The 16,201-nt window shown below is 67.7% G+C and carries 12 protein-coding genes; 5 read left to right on the top strand and 7 right to left on the bottom strand.

Annotated elements, in window-relative coordinates:
• Positions 1 to 153: 153 nt before the first annotated feature.
• The 6 genes from GFD21_RS06040 to GFD21_RS06065 form a co-directional block, all read right to left on the bottom strand.
• Positions 154 to 819, bottom strand: coding sequence for a hypothetical protein (locus tag GFD21_RS06040; RefSeq protein ID WP_225431710.1), 666 nt, complete (start codon positions 817 to 819; stop codon positions 154 to 156).
• A 127-nt stretch (positions 820 to 946) separates the two neighbouring features.
• Positions 947 to 2,074, bottom strand: a complete 1,128-nt coding sequence (locus tag GFD21_RS06045) for an NUDIX hydrolase (RefSeq protein WP_163197036.1) — start codon at positions 2,072 to 2,074, stop codon at positions 947 to 949.
• A gap of 283 nt (positions 2,075 to 2,357) precedes the next feature.
• The gene (locus GFD21_RS06050) at positions 2,358 to 4,595 is read right to left on the bottom strand and encodes an RNA degradosome polyphosphate kinase (protein WP_163197037.1); all 2,238 of its coding nucleotides are present in this window, start codon (positions 4,593 to 4,595) and stop codon (positions 2,358 to 2,360) included.
• A 123-nt stretch (positions 4,596 to 4,718) separates the two neighbouring features.
• Complete coding sequence (locus GFD21_RS06055; RefSeq protein WP_163197038.1) at positions 4,719 to 5,924, bottom strand: hypothetical protein; 1,206 nt, start codon at positions 5,922 to 5,924, stop codon at positions 4,719 to 4,721.
• Positions 5,921 to 7,057, bottom strand: a complete 1,137-nt coding sequence (locus GFD21_RS06060) for a CpaF family protein (protein ID WP_163197039.1) — start codon at positions 7,055 to 7,057, stop codon at positions 5,921 to 5,923. The genes GFD21_RS06055 and GFD21_RS06060 overlap by 4 nt, the downstream gene beginning before the upstream one ends.
• Before the next feature lies 1 nt (position 7,058).
• The gene (locus tag GFD21_RS06065; protein ID WP_225431701.1) at positions 7,059 to 8,006 is read right to left on the bottom strand and encodes a P-loop NTPase; all 948 of its coding nucleotides are present in this window, start codon (positions 8,004 to 8,006) and stop codon (positions 7,059 to 7,061) included.
• 1,520 nt (positions 8,007 to 9,526) lie between these two features.
• Here GFD21_RS06065 and GFD21_RS06070 point away from each other — a divergent pair.
• The 4 genes from GFD21_RS06070 to GFD21_RS06085 all read left to right on the top strand — a co-directional run bounded on the left by GFD21_RS06070 (position 9,527) and on the right by GFD21_RS06085 (position 11,881).
• Complete coding sequence (locus tag GFD21_RS06070; protein ID WP_163197040.1) at positions 9,527 to 9,820, top strand: DUF4244 domain-containing protein; 294 nt, start codon at positions 9,527 to 9,529, stop codon at positions 9,818 to 9,820.
• Between the two features lies 1 nt (position 9,821).
• Positions 9,822 to 10,238: a TadE family type IV pilus minor pilin gene (locus GFD21_RS06075; protein WP_163197041.1), complete on the top strand. Its 417-nt coding sequence runs from the start codon at positions 9,822 to 9,824 to the stop codon at positions 10,236 to 10,238.
• The gene (locus GFD21_RS06080; protein WP_163197042.1) at positions 10,235 to 10,591 is read left to right on the top strand and encodes an Rv3654c family TadE-like protein; all 357 of its coding nucleotides are present in this window, start codon (positions 10,235 to 10,237) and stop codon (positions 10,589 to 10,591) included. Before GFD21_RS06075 ends, GFD21_RS06080 begins: the two co-directional genes overlap by 4 nt.
• 84 nt (positions 10,592 to 10,675) lie before the next feature.
• Entirely contained in the window at positions 10,676 to 11,881 is a 1,206-nt protein-coding gene (locus tag GFD21_RS06085; protein ID WP_163197043.1) for a diacylglycerol/lipid kinase family protein, read from the top strand.
• A 16-nt stretch (positions 11,882 to 11,897) separates the two neighbouring features.
• On the opposite strand, the gene GFD21_RS06090 is transcribed toward GFD21_RS06085, so the two are convergent.
• A complete protein-coding gene (locus tag GFD21_RS06090) occupies positions 11,898 to 12,494 on the bottom strand; it encodes a TetR/AcrR family transcriptional regulator (protein WP_163197044.1) in 597 nt (198 codons plus the stop codon).
• Positions 12,495 to 12,709: 215 nt separating this feature from the next.
• Here GFD21_RS06090 and GFD21_RS06095 point away from each other — a divergent pair, with 215 nt between their 5' ends.
• Entirely contained in the window at positions 12,710 to 16,036 is a 3,327-nt protein-coding gene (locus tag GFD21_RS06095) for a DNA polymerase III subunit gamma and tau (RefSeq protein WP_163197045.1), read from the top strand.
• The last annotated feature ends 165 nt before the right edge of the window (positions 16,037 to 16,201 follow it).

Raw genomic sequence — 16,201 nt, forward strand, 5'->3', positions numbered from 1 at the left:
GCCGCCGCGAGCGGCCCTTGCGCCGACAGGCGCTTTCACGGTTCGGCGCTTCTCTTCGGTTTCTTTTCTACCTATTTCCGTTCCTGTGGTTCGCTTCCGGTCGTCCCAGGGGCGCTCCTCTTCGCCCCACGGCCGTGCTGTGGGGCGCCGTTGTCATTCCAGCTTGCCGCGGCGCCATAGGTTCGCGGCGTGATGGAAGTCCTTGGCGGTGACGAACAGGTTCGCGGCCGTGTGCATGAGCCGCGCCGCCTTGTCGGCGTGCGACTTGGCATGTGATCCGGCGTGCGTTTCGGCGGAGATGCCGGTGCCGTCGGCGTCGTTGGCGCCACCGGCGCCGCCGGACAGTTCCGCGGCGCGACCGGCGAGATGCTTCGCTTCGATTCGCAGTCCCAGCGCCACCACGTCCGTGAACGCGGAGGCGCGTTCCATGGCCACGGCGAAGTCCCCGGTGAACGCGCCGGACAGAATCGAATCGGCAAGACGTGAGATATCGTCCTCGGTCGGCGCCTGGTCGACGCCGGCGATGGCGGAAGCGGACGTCGCCACCGGTTCGCCGACGCGCCACAGCCGTGCGATGGCGTCGCGGTGCGTGCGCATCCACGTGCGCAGCATGTACAGGCGCCACAGCACGCCGGGCAGCGTATCCGCCGGCGAGGAGCTCCACAGTTCGGCGATGTCGTCCACGCCCTCGCGTTCGACGACGGTGAGCACGCGTTCGACGACCGCCGGATCCTCGCTGTGGCGCACCCGGTCAAGCAGGGCGGAGGCGGAGGAGTGCGCGATCTCGTTGACGACGCCCGGATCGTTGCCTCCCGCCATCTGGTCGAGCAGCGCGGGGGCGAGCTGGCCGGGGCGCGACGGACGCGGTGCGGAGCCGGGAGTGGGAACGAAGCCGGAACGGGAGGCGAGTACGGAACCGTTGCCCGTGTTGCCGGTGACGGGGAAACTAGTAGACAAGCGGATTGACCTTCTGGATGTCGATGATGCGGGGACCTTGCGGCGTGGCGACGGCGAACAACGCCAGCGCGCTGCCGGTGGGCATGTAGGGGGACTTGGCGATCAGCCGCTTCGCGAGTGAAGTGGAGGCGCACAAGCCGCGCAGATGCTCGAATATACCACCGATGACGGGCCGGTGCATGCAGATGGCCGTGGGCGCGCGGTGCTTGAGCGCGTAGTCGATTTCGGAGCGGAAGCATTCCCATGCGGCGGCCGGGTCGGCGGCGAACGCGTCCTCGGTGAGCGGATCGAGTTTGACCATGTCGCGGCCGGTCTGCCACGAGAACGTCTCGAGCGTCTCCATGCACCGGATCCACGGCGACGTGGCGAGCCGGACCGGGTTGTAGCAGGCCAGCTCGTGGCTGAGCGCGAAGGCGGCCGCCGCACCCCGGGGCGTGATCGGACGGTTCGCGTCGGTGCCCTTCCAGGATTTGCGGGCCTCCGCCTTGCCGTGGCGCACGATGATGATCGGCACCGCGTCCGCAGCCCCCTCCTGCAGCCTGTCGATGAACAGGGCGAGGATCTCCTTGTCCGTGGAGTGGGTGAGCTTCTTGCGGGCCTTGTCCGGGGTGAGCCAGACGACGTCGTCGATTTCGCCGACGTCCGCCCGGTGCACGGGGCCCAGGGCCTGGGTGCGCTTGAGCTTGTCGACGGGGGAGATGGCCGTGGCCATCCAGAACAGGATGTGCTTCGTGTTGACGTTGGTGGCGTAGTTCTTGGTGTGGCGCTGCTTGCTGCCCTCCTCGGCCTGCGGATATTCGATCTCGCCGAGGTACGGACCGAGCGCCACCGCCTGCCCGGTCTCCTCGCCGATTTCGCGCACGGCCGCATGCAGGTGCGATTCGTTCGGGTCGACCTTGCCCTTCGGCCAGCTCCAATCGTCGTATTTCGGTCGGTGCACCAGGCAGACCTCGATGTCGTCGAACCGCGGCGTACGGTCGTTGTCCGTCATGCGGTCCATGGCGCCGCCATCGGGGAGCGTCCGGTCCTGACGCACGGTTCCGGATCCGGCAACGTCGTCCTCGACGTTGCGGCGTCGGTAGAGTATGCCGCCGGCCGCTTCCACGATCTTGCTCATCTTCTTGCTCACCCTTCGTATTGTACGCACGGCTCTACGTAGTTTCCCCGCGGAGACGACGAAGGCCGACCCCACTGGGTCGGCCTTCTGGCGCGTTAGCGTTCACATATACCGCGGACGATTATACGCCGCCCATCGCGTGAACGAAAAACCGCCCCTACGACCGGCATTCGCCGTGAGTCATGGAGGCGATCATTCACGATTCGCGCGTTACGGTTCACGCAGACGCATGTATCCGTGATGGCCGGTCCGAGTACGGGGCCGGCCATCACGGCATGCCGTGTCAGCTGTGGTTGCCGCGACGGCGGGTGTGCTTGCGGATGAGGTACTCCTGGCAATCCACCAGCGGGCGGCCCTCCTCGTCCTTCGAGTGGCGCTCGTAGGATCCGTCGGGCAGCATGTGCCAGCTGGAGGTGGAGTCGGCCATCTGCAGGTCGATGTAGTCGAGCAGCTCCTGGATCTGTTCGGGGGCGGTGATGCGCACCAGCGCCTCGACTCGACGGTCGAGGTTGCGGTGCATCAGATCGGCGGAACCGATCCACACCTCCGGTCCGGACATCGGACCCTCGCCGATCTGCGGGCCGTCCGAGTTGCAGAACGCGTAGATGCGGCTGTGCTCCAGGAAGCGGCCGAGGATCGAACGCACGCGGATGTTCTCGGACAGGCCGGGAACGCCGGGCTTGAGCGAGCAGATGCCGCGCTCGACGATGTCGATCTTCACACCGGCCTGGGAGGCACGGTACAGGGCGTCGATGGTCTTCTCGTCCACCACGGAGTTGACCTTGATCTTGATCCACGCCTCCTTGCCGGCGCGGGCGGCATCCTCCTCGCGGCGGATGCGCTGGATCAGGCCGGTGCGGATGGTGCGCGGGGCGACGAGCAGGCGGTGGAAGCTTGACTTCGGCGCGTAGCCGGACAGCTGGTTGAACAGGCGGGTGAGATCCTGTCCGACCACCGGGTCGCAGGTGAGCAAGCCGAGATCGGTGTAGATGCGGGCGGTCTTCGGGTTGTAGTTGCCCGTGCCCACATGGCAGTAGCGGCGCAGGCCGTCGGCCTCTTGGCGGACCACCTCGATGAGCTTGCAGTGGGTCTTCAGACCCACGATGCCGTACACCACGTGCACGCCGGCGCGTTCCAGCTTGCGCGCCCACGCGATGTTCGCGTCCTCGTCGAAGCGGGCCTTGATCTCGACCAGGGCCAGCACCTGCTTGCCGGCGTGGGCCGCGTCGATCAGCGCGTCGATGATCGGCGAGTTGGAGCTGGTGCGGTAGAGCGTCTGCTTGATGGCCAGGACCTTAGGATCCGCAGCAGCCTGCGCCAGAAAGGCCTGGACGGAGGTGGAGAACGAATCGTAGGGGTGGTGCAGCAGGATGTCGCGCTCGCGGATGGCGGCGAAGATGTCCTGCGCACGGCTCGACTCGACCTCGGCGATCTGACGGTTCGTGGTCGGGATGAACGGGCGGTTCTTCAGATCCGGACGGTCGATGCCGCCGAGCTCGAACAGCACGGTCATGTCGAGCGGGGCCGGCAGACGGTACACCTCCTCCGGCGTGACGCCGAGCTGGTCGGCGAGCAGCTGGGAGAGGAACGGGCTGGTCTCGTCCGAGATCTCCAGGCGGATCGGCGGTCCGAAGCGGCGGCGCAGCAGCTCCTTCTCCATGGCGTTGAGCAGGTTCTCGGCATCATCCTCTTCGACGTCGATGTCCTCGTTGCGGGTGACGCGGAAGGAGCGCGCCTCCTTGATGATCATGCCCGGGAACAGGGATTCCAGATGGGCGATGATGAGGTTCTCCATCGTGATGAAGCCGTAGCGCTCCTCCTTGGACTCCTCGTCGGTCATGTCGTCGACCGGCACGAGTCGGTTCAGGTTGCCTGGGATCTTCACGCGCGCGAAGTGCGACTTGCCGGAAGCCGGGTTCTCGACGATCACGGCGAGGTTGATGGAACCGCCGGAGATGTACGGGAACGGGTGGGCCGGATCCACGGCGAGCGGGGTGAGAACCGGGAACACCTGCTGGCGGTAGTAGCGGGAGAGGCGCTCCTGCTCGGCGGTGGTGAGCTTGTCCCAGCTGAGCAGCACGATATGCTGTTCGGCGAGGGCCGGGAACAGCTTGTCGATCACATAGTGGGCGTGCTCGTCCTGCAGGGCGTGCGCCTGCTCGCTGATCGAGCGCAGCAGCTGGCGCGGGCTCAGGCCGGCGGCGGAAGGCACGGCGATGCCCGAGTCGATGCGGCGCTTCAGGCCGGCCACGCGGACCATGAAGAACTCATCGAGGTTGTTGGCGAAGATCGCGGCGAAGCTGGTGCGTTCCAGCAGCGGCTGCTCGTCATCCTCGGCGAGCTCGAGCACACGCTTGTTGAACTTCAGCCAGCTCAACTCGCGGTCGAAGAAGCGGTCGGTCGGCAGCGGGGCCTCGCCTTCCAAGGTCTCGCGCCGATCGTTCTTGTCGGTTTCGGCGATATGCTCTGCGATTTGGCTTCGCAGGATCGCTTTCGATGGTGCGTCAAAAATCTGTGCCATGGTCTTCATCCTAGGCGTTGGAGCGGTTGGGCGTTGGCGTACGCGCCAAAGTTCAACGCGAGTTCACATTTTGGGGACGGTCCGAAGCCCGGACGGCAAGGGCGTGAGCGGTAACACCAACCATCACATGATGAACGAGACGATGGCGGGAACCACCCCGATGAGGATGAACGACGGCAGGAAGCACAGTCCGGTGGGCGCCAGCAACCGCACCGACAGTCGCGCCGCCGCCTGCTCGATGGCGGCGAGCGCGTCCCTGTCATGCCGGTCGATGGCGAGCTCCAGCCTGCCGGTGGGGGAGGCGCCGTGCCGCCACGCCTCCGCCAGGCACTCGCCGATCAGCGCGATGGCCGTACCGCGCGCCGGTTCCGTCCCGCCGTCCCGTCGTGGAGGTTCGCGCGCCCGCGCCCGGGCCGGCACGGTCCCCGCGCAGGACGACTCGGCCATCACCCAGGCCTCATGCCATGTCGCCCCGCGTGAGAGGGCGCGGCCCGCCATGCGCAATCCCGCGGGAATCCCTCCCGGAGGCGATGGTTCGTCCGCTCCGGCGCCAAGCGCTTCGCCCACGGCGTCGAGGGCGCGGGGGATGGGCGCGCCCGTGCCGAGTGCGGCCCGCAGCATCGCCAACGCGATCGACGCATCGTCGTCTCCATCCGCCCCGTCGCCGCCCGCATCGTCGAAGCCGGCAAGCAGACGCCGCGTCCACGCCATGCCGACGGCATACCAAAGGCCGCCCGCCGCCAGGCACAATATGCCCTGCGGCGTGCCCAGCAGGAACGCAACGGGGCGGGCGCCCATCAGTTCGCCGAGCATCACGGTCACCACGGGCAAGGCCGACAGCAACCGTATCGTCGCCTTGGGCATGGCGAACGACCGCCGTTTGAGATCGACGGCGCGCCTATGCCGCCGGTAATCGTCCGCCACCGCCTCAAGACAGCCCGTCACCTCGCATCCCAGCCCCTCGCTGAGCCGGCAGGCCGCCGCAAGGTGGCGGGCCGTCCGTTCGGCGTCGGAATCGGTCTCGTCGTCCGTCATCCGCCGCCGGAGCACCGTCGAGACGCGCGCCGTGGTCACTTGTGTGGAGGCGAAGCGTTCGCCGCCCTGCTCCTGGAAGGATTCGGCCACCGTACCGCCGCCTTTCGCGCGGGCGATCACCGCCGAGATGACGGCGTCGATGCCCGTGCGGGGAAGGCCAGCGCCGTTCGCCCGGCCGCCATCGCGCGGCCGTACGGCTGCGCGGCGCGTGACACGTTCCGCGACGGTCAGGACTGTCGGTGCCGCCGCTGCGGCCGCCACCGCCAATCCGGTGATGATGATGCCCGCCCTCATGAGGGTCTCCTTTCGCTTGCCGGGATGATGCGACGGACATTTCGTGGCGGCGCCGCGTCACCCGGCGCCGTGCTCTCCCCGCCGGCCGGCGCTCGCCGTCCGCCGTCCGCGCCCGTGGTTCGGCCGATGGTCCATCGGTCGGCGAACGCTTGCCATTGCGGCATGTGCAGTGCCGGTCCGGAGCCCGTCCACAGGCCCAGCGGCTGGCCGGCGAGCCCCTCCTGTGTGCCGATCAGGAGGCCGATCTGCGCGAGCCGGCGTCTGCCGGCGGAGCGTTCCAGATGCAGCACCGCGTCGAAGGCCCCGCAGGCGAACATGGCCGTGGCCTGCGGGGACAGTCCGGCGAGCAGCCCCAATGAGGCCAGGCGGGAAGGCACGCGGGAGACCCCGTCCGCATGCAACGTGGTCATGCCTCCGCGATGGCCGGAATTGTAGGCGCGCAGCAGGTCCGCAATCTCCTCGCCGCGGCATTCGCCCAATACCACGCGGTCCGGGCGCATGCGCAACGTGGCCTTCACCAGATCGGGCAGACCCACCGCACCGGCGCCCTCCACGTTCGCCTCACGGGTGACCATGGAGACATGGTTCGCGAGCGGCAGCACCCCCAGTTCGCGCACCTCCTCCACGGTGACGATCCGCTCATGGGGGTCGCATTCGCCGAGCAGCGCCTTGAGCAGCGTGGTCTTGCCCGCGCCCGTGCCGCCGGTGATCAGCAGCGTGGCGCGTTTGGCGGCGAGTCCGCGCAGGACCGGCAGCCATTCGGGAGGGAACAATCCGCGGCGGCACAGGTCCGCCACGGTGGCGTGGGAGCGGTCCGGCAGACGTATGGAGATGGAGGCGCCCCGCGGCACCAGCGGCGCGATCACCGCGTGCACGCGTATGCCGTCGTCGCTGGAGGCGTCGGCGATGGGCTGCGCGTCGTCAAGCCTGCGACCCAGCTGCGCGCACAGCCTCACCGCGTATTCACGCACCACCCTGTGGTCGCGGAACGGTATGCGCGGGCGGCGTTCGCGCATACCGTCGCCGCAGTCGGCCCAGACCCGGCCGTCGCAGGTCACCGCCACGTCGGTGACCTGTGGGTCGTGGACGATGTCGTCAAGGGGGCCGAACGCCGGTTCGCGATGCTCGGACATGTCAGCCTCCTTTCCGTCCGCGTTCGCGACGATCGGATCGCTCCGACCCGTCATCGATCCAATCCGCGATCGCGTCGATGACGCGGCGGTTGCGGCGCGGCACGGACCGGATGCCCAATCCCGCAAGGATGTCCGCGCACAGGGAAGGAACACAACGCACCGGCCCCAGCACGTCGTCACCCAGGTAGGCGATGACCTCCGCCATGGCGACGGCCGTATCCGATGCCCTGCGGGACGCCCCGCGGGGAGACATGCCGACGATCAGAGGATCCCCGCCGCAATCGCCTCCCGCGACGGACCCCTCCAACCGGTCGATGCCGGCGAGATGCGCCTTCGCCCGGGCCATGCCCAGGACGGACAGTTCGATCGCCACCACCCGTCGGGAACACGCCAGCTCGGGCGCGTGCGCCATCGCCTCACCCCGTCCGGCGTCGACCAGCACGACGTCGTTCGCCTCGCCGAGCGCTTCGATGGCGGCCTGCAGCTCCCACCAGTCGGGCGGGTCTCCCCGCCACGGCGAATGGGAAAGAACGCGCAGACCCTCCCACTGCGGCAATTCATGGTTCAACGCGTCCCCCTCGATGCGCCCGAGTGGGGCGTCGAGATCCTGCAGGGTCAATCCCGGTTCGTGCTCGATGCCGAGAAGCACGTCAAGCCCGCCACCGGAGAGGTCCGCGTCGAGCATCGCGCACCTTATGCCACGCTTGGCCAGGGTCAACCCGGTGAGGGCGACCATCGTGCTCAATCCCACGCCGCCGCTGGGCGAGGTGAAGGTGACGATGCGACCGTGGCCACCGGTGCCGAGACGTGGCAACGGCACCGGCGATTCGGCGGGTTGAGGCCGTGCGGGCGTTCGCATCTGGGGAAGGGGACGCGGCGGGACGACGGCCTTGCCCGGCGAATAATAGCGTTGCGGCATCGGCTTGGAGGCCGATGTGGCAACGGTCATGGAGGAGACCGGCCCCGGTGGCGGTCCCGAGCGGCCTTTGCCGTGAGACCGGCCGGTCGAAGGGAAACGGGCTGACGTGTTCATGGCTCGATTGAAACCGAGAGGGCCGCGCCGGGCCAACCTGTGCAGGGGTATGTGTACAGAGGTCCCGGGTTATCCACATCCCCGGCGTGTTATCCACAGGCATGTGGATAACGGCACGATCCTGCTCGCCCTCGGCCAGATCGCCCTGTGCCATCCACAGGCATGTGGATAACGGAGGGAAGTTGTGGCCTCTTTTCCTGCGTCGCGGCTTTCCTGAGACGTCATCGGAGTGGATGGGCGAGACGGGCGCGCGCTTGTCGGCGGATGACGGATGCGGTTGAGTGGAATTTGGTCGACACGCCGCAGCGGTGCCTCAAACGCGCACAACAGCACATTGCGGCATCGGAAAGCGAACAGGAAGCGTCAGCGCGGGCCGTATGCGGCGTGCGAACGATCATTTCCGCAAAGAAACGAACAAGGGGTTCGTCAGGGTTGCACGCATCCCGATGCGCGCCTAGATTATGAACTACAAGAACAACCGAACAGAGCAGAGCCCACAAAGAGTAATGGTCACGAGGACTGATACGTTGGACGGGCATTGGAAAGACTTACCGTTGCAACGATGATGTTGTGCTGAGATTCTGCTCCCCGGTTGGACTTGTGGAAAGGCCCGCTTCGGCGGGCCTTTTCTTTTTCGTTTCCGTTCCCGGGGTTATAGGCCGAATTGTGTCTGGGAGTCTGGTCGTCTGATGGCCGTTCAACGCGGGCACGGGAGTCGTCCGGATACGTTGTTTCCGGTCCCGGATGGGAGAGCCGGAGAAAACGTACGCCAACGATTTCTTGGAATACGTTATTTCCGGCTTCGACCGGGGAAACCGGAGAAAACGTGCGCAGGGGGAATCGCCCGAGTACGTTATGTCCGGTCCGTTCGGCCGGAACCGGAGAAAACGTGCGTGAAGGGGACTGCCGGTATACGTCATCCCCGGCTTCGCATATGGATGCCGGGAAAATGTGTGGGAGACCGTCCTGGTCCATGGCGCTGGGTCGTCTCCAAGCCTCTTGCCCGTATTCCGTGGATGACACCGAACACCGGACCCGCACGGAAACCGCCCGCCTCTCTACCCGCATTCCGTGGATGACACGCTTCGTCGGATACTCCATTGTCGGCGGCCTCGCTCTTTCCCGCATTCCGTGGATGGCCCCGCAAAGTAGGGCTGCACCTTGGCGTCCATGTGCTTGTCCACATGCCTGTGGATGACACGCCGGGTATGTGGATAACCCGGGACCTCTGTACACATCGTCCGGAAAACATCGCATATGCGCCGGCGGCCCCGCACAGTGGAAGGACCCATCGGCGCCGATGGGGCAACCCCATCCATCTCCGACAACCTATGACCCGGCCTTCGGGACGCCGCGGGACGGGCCCGGCAAACCCGGCATGCTCCGGGCGGAACATCCACAGACATCCACAGACATCCATAGAAAGGAACGGGCGCATGAAACACCCCACCATCCCGGTCAACGGCGAGGGGAAGGCCGGAGTCTTCACCCATGCCAGGGAACGATACGAACGCACGCGCGACCTGTGCCGCGCCAGGCTGTACGCCATGGACGCCAGGATGCGCACCCTCACGGCGGAGCCCGAGGAAGGCGCCGCCACCGCCGAATACGCGGTGGTGCTCGTCGCCGCCACCGGTTTCGCCGCCCTGCTGGTCACCATCATGAAATCCGAAACCGTACGCAAGCTGCTGCTCGACATCGTCAAGCAGGCATTGACGATGGGAGGCTGACATGATCGCGGCATATGCGAGGCGCCGCGCCCGCCGCCCGCCCGCCGGAACGGAACGTTCCGTATTGAGGGAACGTTCCGCATCGGCGGCCGACCCCGGTACCGTCACCGCGGAGTTCGCCACCGTCCTGCCCGCGGTGGTGGCGATGGCGCTGTTGCTGCTCGCCCTCGCGCGCATGGTGATGGTGTCCATAGGCTGCCAGGACGCCGCCTCGGCCGCAGCCCGTGCAGCGGTCGCGGCCCAGGCGAGCGACTCCGACGCCGCCAAGGCCGCCGCATCGGTCGTGAACGGCGCCTCCGTGGAGCTGAGCCGGGCGGGAGACCGTGTGACGGTCGTGACCCAATGCCCGGTGATCCCGGACCCGTTGGGCGTGCTGCCCACCGTGGTGCGGGGCCGCGCGGTGGGGGTGATGTCATGAACAGGTCCGATGAAGGCTCCGGAACGATGGCCGGCGTGGCTTTGGTCATGCTGGCTGCCGTACTGCTCGCGACGATTGCCGCCGCCGGGCATCTGCTGATCTGCAGGTCCCGGGCGCGGACGGCCGCCGATCTGGCGGCACTGTCCGCGGCCGTGGCGCTCTGGGACGGACGCGCCGATTCGTGCGCGGTGGCGGGAAGGACGGCGGCGGCCCACGAAGGGCGGCTGGTCTCCTGCGACATCGGCGGCGAATCAGGGTCGGACGTGACGGTTCGTGTGAGTGTCGCCACGCAGGTGCCGTTCATGCCCCGGATCGTGCTCGCGGCGCGTGCCGGACCGGTGGCGTGCGAATGACGGTCGTCCGCAGGCGTGCGAATAACAGCCGCTCGCCAGTGACGGGACTGGCGGTTCCGCCACCCTCGCGGTTATCGTGTGGATATGACTGAGAGCAAGGATTACGGGGTCGTCGCGGTGATCGGCAATCCTTTGTCCGACAAGGGCAAAGGGGCCAGGATCGGCGAACGTGTGCTCGGACTGCTGACCGAGGCCGGCGAACGCCATGGGTTCGGCGTGACCGATCTCACCGGCGACAGTTTCGACGGTTCCCTCGCCAACGCGCGTGAACACATGGATGATTACGACCATCTCGTCGTGATCGGCGGCGACGGCATGATCGCGCTCGGCGCGAACGCGGTCGGGGCCAGCGGCAAGCCGCTCGGCATCGTCGCCACCGGATCCGGCAATGACTTCGCCCGTGGGCTGAAACTGCCGGTCAATCGTGTCGACACGGCCGTCGAAGGCATCGTCGGCGCGATCGTGCGCGGTTCTCACATCGATGTGGACATGGGGCATGTCACCGCCTTGCCCGGCGCCGTGGCCGTCGACCCGACCACGGGGGCGGAAACTTCCACGGGTGCGGAAGCCTCCACGGGCGTGGAGCCGGGTGAACGCATGGCGGCCGGGGCCGGGACGAAGCCTTACGCCGTCTCGTCGGTGCCGGCGTTCGACCGGTTCTATGCGGGCATGCTGTCGTGCGGCCTGGACGCGAGCATCAACGACCGGGCCAACCATTCGCGCCTGCCGGGCGGTTCGCTGCGCTATTTCGCCGCCGTGCTCGTGGAGGTGTCCCGTCTCAAACGGTACGGCTATCACATCAAGGCCACGTTGGCCGATGGCACGACCGAGGAGCATGACATCATCTCGCCGATGCTCACCGTGGCCAATTCGCGGCATATCGGCGGGGGATTGGAGGTCTCACCGTACTCCCGGTTCGACGACGGTCTGCTCGATCTCATCTGGATCGACCACATGCCGAACGCGGCGGAGATCGCGGACGCCATCTCCAAGGGGTACAACGGCAAGCTGCTCGCCTCGAAGGTGTTCGGATGGAAGCGCGTGCGCGACATCGAGATCACCCGCGCCGTGGAAGGCGAGGAGCCTCCCGTGCTCATGGCGGATGGCGAATACATCGGAAGGCTGCCCGTGACGGTGCGGGCGTGCGACCGCGCGTTGCGCGTGCTCGTGCCGCCCGCGGTCGCACGGCTTCAGGAACATGAGCATGGCGAGGACCGTGTGCTCGCCATGTTGGAGAGGGACGGACGGAACCCCGTCACCGGCGAATTCCTCGGCACGCGCGAGAAGTAACCGGCCGGACAGTCGGTCAGATGTAGTCGGTCAGGTGCAGCGTCTGCGCGACGAGGCTCTTGAGCGTGGCGTCCGCGGTGTCCGGGTGCGACCTCAGCAGTGAGATCAGGCCCACGATGAGCGTGAAGAACGTTTCGTGCACGTTCTCGATGGGCAGGCCGTGCCTGGCTTCGAAATCGCGCACGGTGGTCCTTTCGAGCATGTCCGCGATACGGTCCGCGATGCGGTCGATGAACCGGATGTACAGTTCGGCGTTGCCCTCGTGGATCATGCGGGCGGAGAACGGGCTTTCGTCGGCGATCAGCGATCGCGTGAGGCGCACGATGTCGTCGAGCGCCTTGCCGATGTTGCCGGTCTCGCGCGCGGCGTCCCATGCCTCGAGCTTGGCCAGGATCTCCTCGACCACGTCGTCGAGGACCGCGTCCGCCACCGCGTCCTTATCGGGGAAGTAGTGGTAGAACAACGATCGGGTCATGTGCACGCGGCCGGCGATGTCGCTCACGGTGATCTTGGAGAAACCCTTCTCCAGGCAGATCTCGCGCGCGGCGCGCACGATGGCGAGACGTCTGGCGTCACCTTTGCCCGTCGTTGTTGACGTCGTGTCAATGTTCATATGACCAGTGTACGCAACGTAACGGCGGCCGGCCGGTGCGCGATTCGCGCAAAGGGCCGGGCTGGACGGCCGGGCGATGCACCGGTTGGGATAGATTAGAGGACAGTGTTCACGGGCATCCGGTCGAATGCCGTGCGGTCGTCATGTGGCCGCCAATGCCAGGGGATTCGCCCGGCCGGACCGGAAGACCCGCCGGAAGAAAGTAGGAACAAGCGATGGCTTTGGCGCTGTACCGCCGTTACCGACCCGACACGTTCGCGGGGGTGATCGGGCAGGATCAGGTCACGGTCCCGCTCATGCGCGCCCTCGACGAAGGCAAGCTCACGCACGCCTACCTGTTCTCCGGCCCGCGCGGTTGCGGCAAGACCAGCTCGGCCCGTATCCTCGCCCGCTGCGTGAACTGCGCGAAGGGTCCCACCTCGCACCCGTGCGGCGAATGCGAATCCTGCAAGGACCTCGCCACGGGCGGTCCCGGCTCCATCGACGTGGTGGAGATCGACGCCGCCTCGCACAACGGTGTGGACGACGCGCGTGAACTGCGCGAACGAGCCGGGTTCGCCCCCGCCCGCGACCGCTACAAGATCTTCATCCTCGACGAGGCCCACATGGTCACGCCGCAGGGCTTCAACGCGCTCCTCAAGATCGTGGAGGAGCCGCCGGAGCATGTCATGTTCGTCTTCGCGACGACCGAGCCGGACAAGGTGATCGGCACGATCCGTTCGCGCACCCACCATTACCCGTTCCGCCTTGTGCCGGCCGAGGTGATGGGTCCGTATCTGGAGAAGATCTGCGAGAAGGAGCACATCACGGCCGAGCCGGGCGTGCTCAAGCTCGCGATGCGCGCCGGCGGCGGCTCGGTGCGCGACACCCTGTCCGTATTGGACCAGCTCATGGTCGGTTCGGTGGACGGCGTGATCACGCACGACGCCTCCGTGGCGCTGCTCGGCTTCACGCCGGAGGCCCTGATCGGAGAAGCGGTCGACGCGGTGATCGACGCGAGTGGCGAGAAGCTGTACGGCGTGATCCAGAAGGTCGTGGTCGGCGGATTCGATCCGCGCCGGTTCGTGGAGGATCTGCTCGCCCGCGTGCGCGACCTGCTGGTGCTCACTTTGGCGGGCGACCGGGCGGAGAACGTGCTGTCCGACACGGCCGAAGCGGAGGATATGGACGATCTGCACCGCCAGGCCGCGGCGCTTGGTCTGGGGTCGCTCACCGCCATGGCGGACATCATCAACACCACGCTCGGCCAGATGACCGGCGCCATCTCCCCGCGTATGCGTCTGGAATTGCTGGCGGCGCGTCTGCTCGCCGGCAGGGAGAACGGCTTCGCCGCAGCGGCTGCAGGCGCCGCCGGTGGTGCCGGAAAGCCGGGGGCGGCCGGAATCGGCGGCGTCGGTGGTGCCGGAACGCAGGCGGGCGCCGGCGCCGGTTCCGCGGATTCCCGGTCCGGCGCGAACGGCGCGCATGGCGGCGGTTTCGCCGGCGCGGCGCGCAACCAGCATGCCGGCAACCGGCAGGGTGGCGGTTTCGCCGGTGCCGCCCGCAACCGGCAGGCGGAAGGGCGGGAGCATGCCGGTGCCGCCGGTGTCTCGCAGGGCCTCTCGGTCTCCGGTGCCGCGGCGGCGGAATCCGGTCACACCCGGTCGGAGGCGGCCGCGTCGGCATCCCCGTCCGGTGCCCCGGCTTCATCGGTGTCTTCGGTGGCGTCTTCGGCATCCGTGGGGACGCAGGAGCGTCCCGCTGGACAGTCCGTCGGGCAGCCCGACGAACAATCCGCCGAGCAGCCGGCCGGCCAGCAGACTCCGTCGCAGGTCCAACAGCCGGACAACCGCACCCCCGACCAGAAGTGGGATGCGCTCGTCGCCTCCCTTCCGGATGACGTGCGCAGGTACGTGACGCGCGACAAGGTGCTGCGCATCAGTCTCAGGCCCTACAAGCAGACCGGCAGGATGCGCCTGTGGCTCAAGTTCGACAAGCCGTTGAGCAAGTACGCCTTCGCCCTGGCCGTGGCGTCGGAGCAGATCGACGGCAGCAACAAGGTGGTGAGCATCCTGCGTGCGGAGGTGCGCAAGGTGTTCGGCGACCAGACCGAAATCGCCCCGACCCCCACCACCGACGACGGTCAGAAGACCCCGGCGTTCAGCAAGTTGCCGCCTAACGAGCAGCAGCGCATCAAGGCACAGCTGTTGCAGGAGAACCTGCAGGCCGCGGCGCTCAAGACGCGCTCCGATGAGGCGAACGGCTCCTCGGCCAAGGAGCAGGGGGCCCGCGAACAGTCCGCGGCATCCGCCTCCGCGGCGGCCGGCACGTCGGATGATGACGAATCGCACCGAGCCTCCGCGGCGGCGGGCGTAAAGGGCGCGGACGTCGCCGCGGTCCCGCAGGAACCCTCGCACGGCCACGAGGAGCAGGGGGCCGCTTCTCGGGATTCGCAGGCTTCCCGGGCTTCACAGGGTGAGGATCCGTGGGCGTTGCCGGTGAATGATGCGGCGTCAAAGAATCCGTCGAATGTTTCCCATGAAACAATCGACGACGAGGACCCGTGGGCCCAGCCCGTACGGAACGGCCGGAACCATACCGAAAACGGCGACGGCCGCAAGGACGATCAGGAGCATCGCCACAAGCATGTCGCGGTTCCGGACCTGAGCGACGACACCGATCCGTGGGCCCAGCCCGCGCCGATCCCCGGGCGCCTGGGGCGGTCTGCCGCGGCGGCCGGCGACGTGGAGTCCGGAACCGCGGAAGGCAAGGCCGGCGTCGTCGGTTCCGCCGGTTCCAGCGGTCCCGGTTCCCACGGTTCCGGTTCCGTCGTCGGTTCCGCATCCGGTGCGGTCGGGCGACAGGCGAAACCGATGGGCGCCGACCCGTGGAACACCCCGGCGCAGTGGAATGGCAGTGGAGCGGCGCAACAGGATCCGTGGAATACCGGCTCGGGTGCCGCGAATCCGGCAGGCGCCGCGAATCCGGCCGCCAACGGCAATGTCGATCGTGGAACCGCCGGGGCGTCCGTCGCACCCGGCGTATCCGACCCGTGGAACACGGGTGCGCAGCCGGCGGGTGCGCAATCGGCCGGTTCGCTGACGCGTGGCGGGGCGCCGGCATCCGCCCCGGAACCGGACGACCCGTGGAAGGACGTCCCGCCGCCGGAGGAACCCGACGACCCGTGGAACACCCCCATGCCCGCCGCGCGCGGCATGAATGCGGGCGGCGGCCCGGGTATCTGCGGAACGAACGGCGCCGCTGAGCCGAACGCCGGCGCCGCGAACGGCAATGGCAATGCCGGCGGATCGTCCATGCGTGCGAACGACCCGTGGAACACCGCCATCCGCCAGGCCGAGGAACAGGCGAACCGTGCGCAGCCGAAGGTCGCCGCCGACGAGGACGAATACTCGATGGACGACGAATCGCTCGGCAGCGCCGTGGCGATGAGCCGCGATGAACTGCGCAAGCTGTTCGAAGTCAAGAAGGTCGAACAGTTCGCGCCGGATGACCCGCACAATCCGCGCAACATGCACCCCGCGCCCAAGCATTCGGACGAGTGACGGGGCGGGTGCGACGGGCGTCGCCCATGGGATGAGCGGTGCGCGGCCGCCCGGCTCGCGTGGCCGCCCGACTAGCGTCGGCGATGGCCGCGCGTCACGGTCGTGGGCCCGCGTGCCCGTGTGCCCACAGACCCGCAGACCCGCAGACCCGCGGGCACGCAGGTC

The organism is Bifidobacterium platyrrhinorum (assembly GCF_010667645.1).
Taxonomy (GTDB): domain Bacteria; phylum Actinomycetota; class Actinomycetes; order Actinomycetales; family Bifidobacteriaceae; genus Bifidobacterium; species Bifidobacterium platyrrhinorum.

Coding starts and splice junctions, on each gene's coding strand:
- GFD21_RS06040 (WP_225431710.1), bottom strand. CDS start 819: ATGGCGGGAGGCAACGATCCGGGCGTCGTCAACGAGATCGCGCACTCC.
- GFD21_RS06045 (WP_163197036.1), bottom strand. CDS start 2,074: ATGAGCAAGATCGTGGAAGCGGCCGGCGGCATACTCTACCGACGCCGC.
- GFD21_RS06050 (WP_163197037.1), bottom strand. CDS start 4,595: ATGGCACAGATTTTTGACGCACCATCGAAAGCGATCCTGCGAAGCCAA.
- GFD21_RS06055 (WP_163197038.1), bottom strand. CDS start 5,924: ATGAGGGCGGGCATCATCATCACCGGATTGGCGGTGGCGGCCGCAGCG.
- GFD21_RS06060 (WP_163197039.1), bottom strand. CDS start 7,057: ATGTCCGAGCATCGCGAACCGGCGTTCGGCCCCCTTGACGACATCGTC.
- GFD21_RS06065 (WP_225431701.1), bottom strand. CDS start 8,006: ATGACCGTTGCCACATCGGCCTCCAAGCCGATGCCGCAACGCTATTAT.
- GFD21_RS06070 (WP_163197040.1), top strand. CDS start 9,527: ATGAAACACCCCACCATCCCGGTCAACGGCGAGGGGAAGGCCGGAGTC.
- GFD21_RS06075 (WP_163197041.1), top strand. CDS start 9,822: ATGATCGCGGCATATGCGAGGCGCCGCGCCCGCCGCCCGCCCGCCGGA.
- GFD21_RS06080 (WP_163197042.1), top strand. CDS start 10,235: ATGAACAGGTCCGATGAAGGCTCCGGAACGATGGCCGGCGTGGCTTTG.
- GFD21_RS06085 (WP_163197043.1), top strand. CDS start 10,676: ATGACTGAGAGCAAGGATTACGGGGTCGTCGCGGTGATCGGCAATCCT.
- GFD21_RS06090 (WP_163197044.1), bottom strand. CDS start 12,494: ATGAACATTGACACGACGTCAACAACGACGGGCAAAGGTGACGCCAGA.
- GFD21_RS06095 (WP_163197045.1), top strand. CDS start 12,710: ATGGCTTTGGCGCTGTACCGCCGTTACCGACCCGACACGTTCGCGGGG.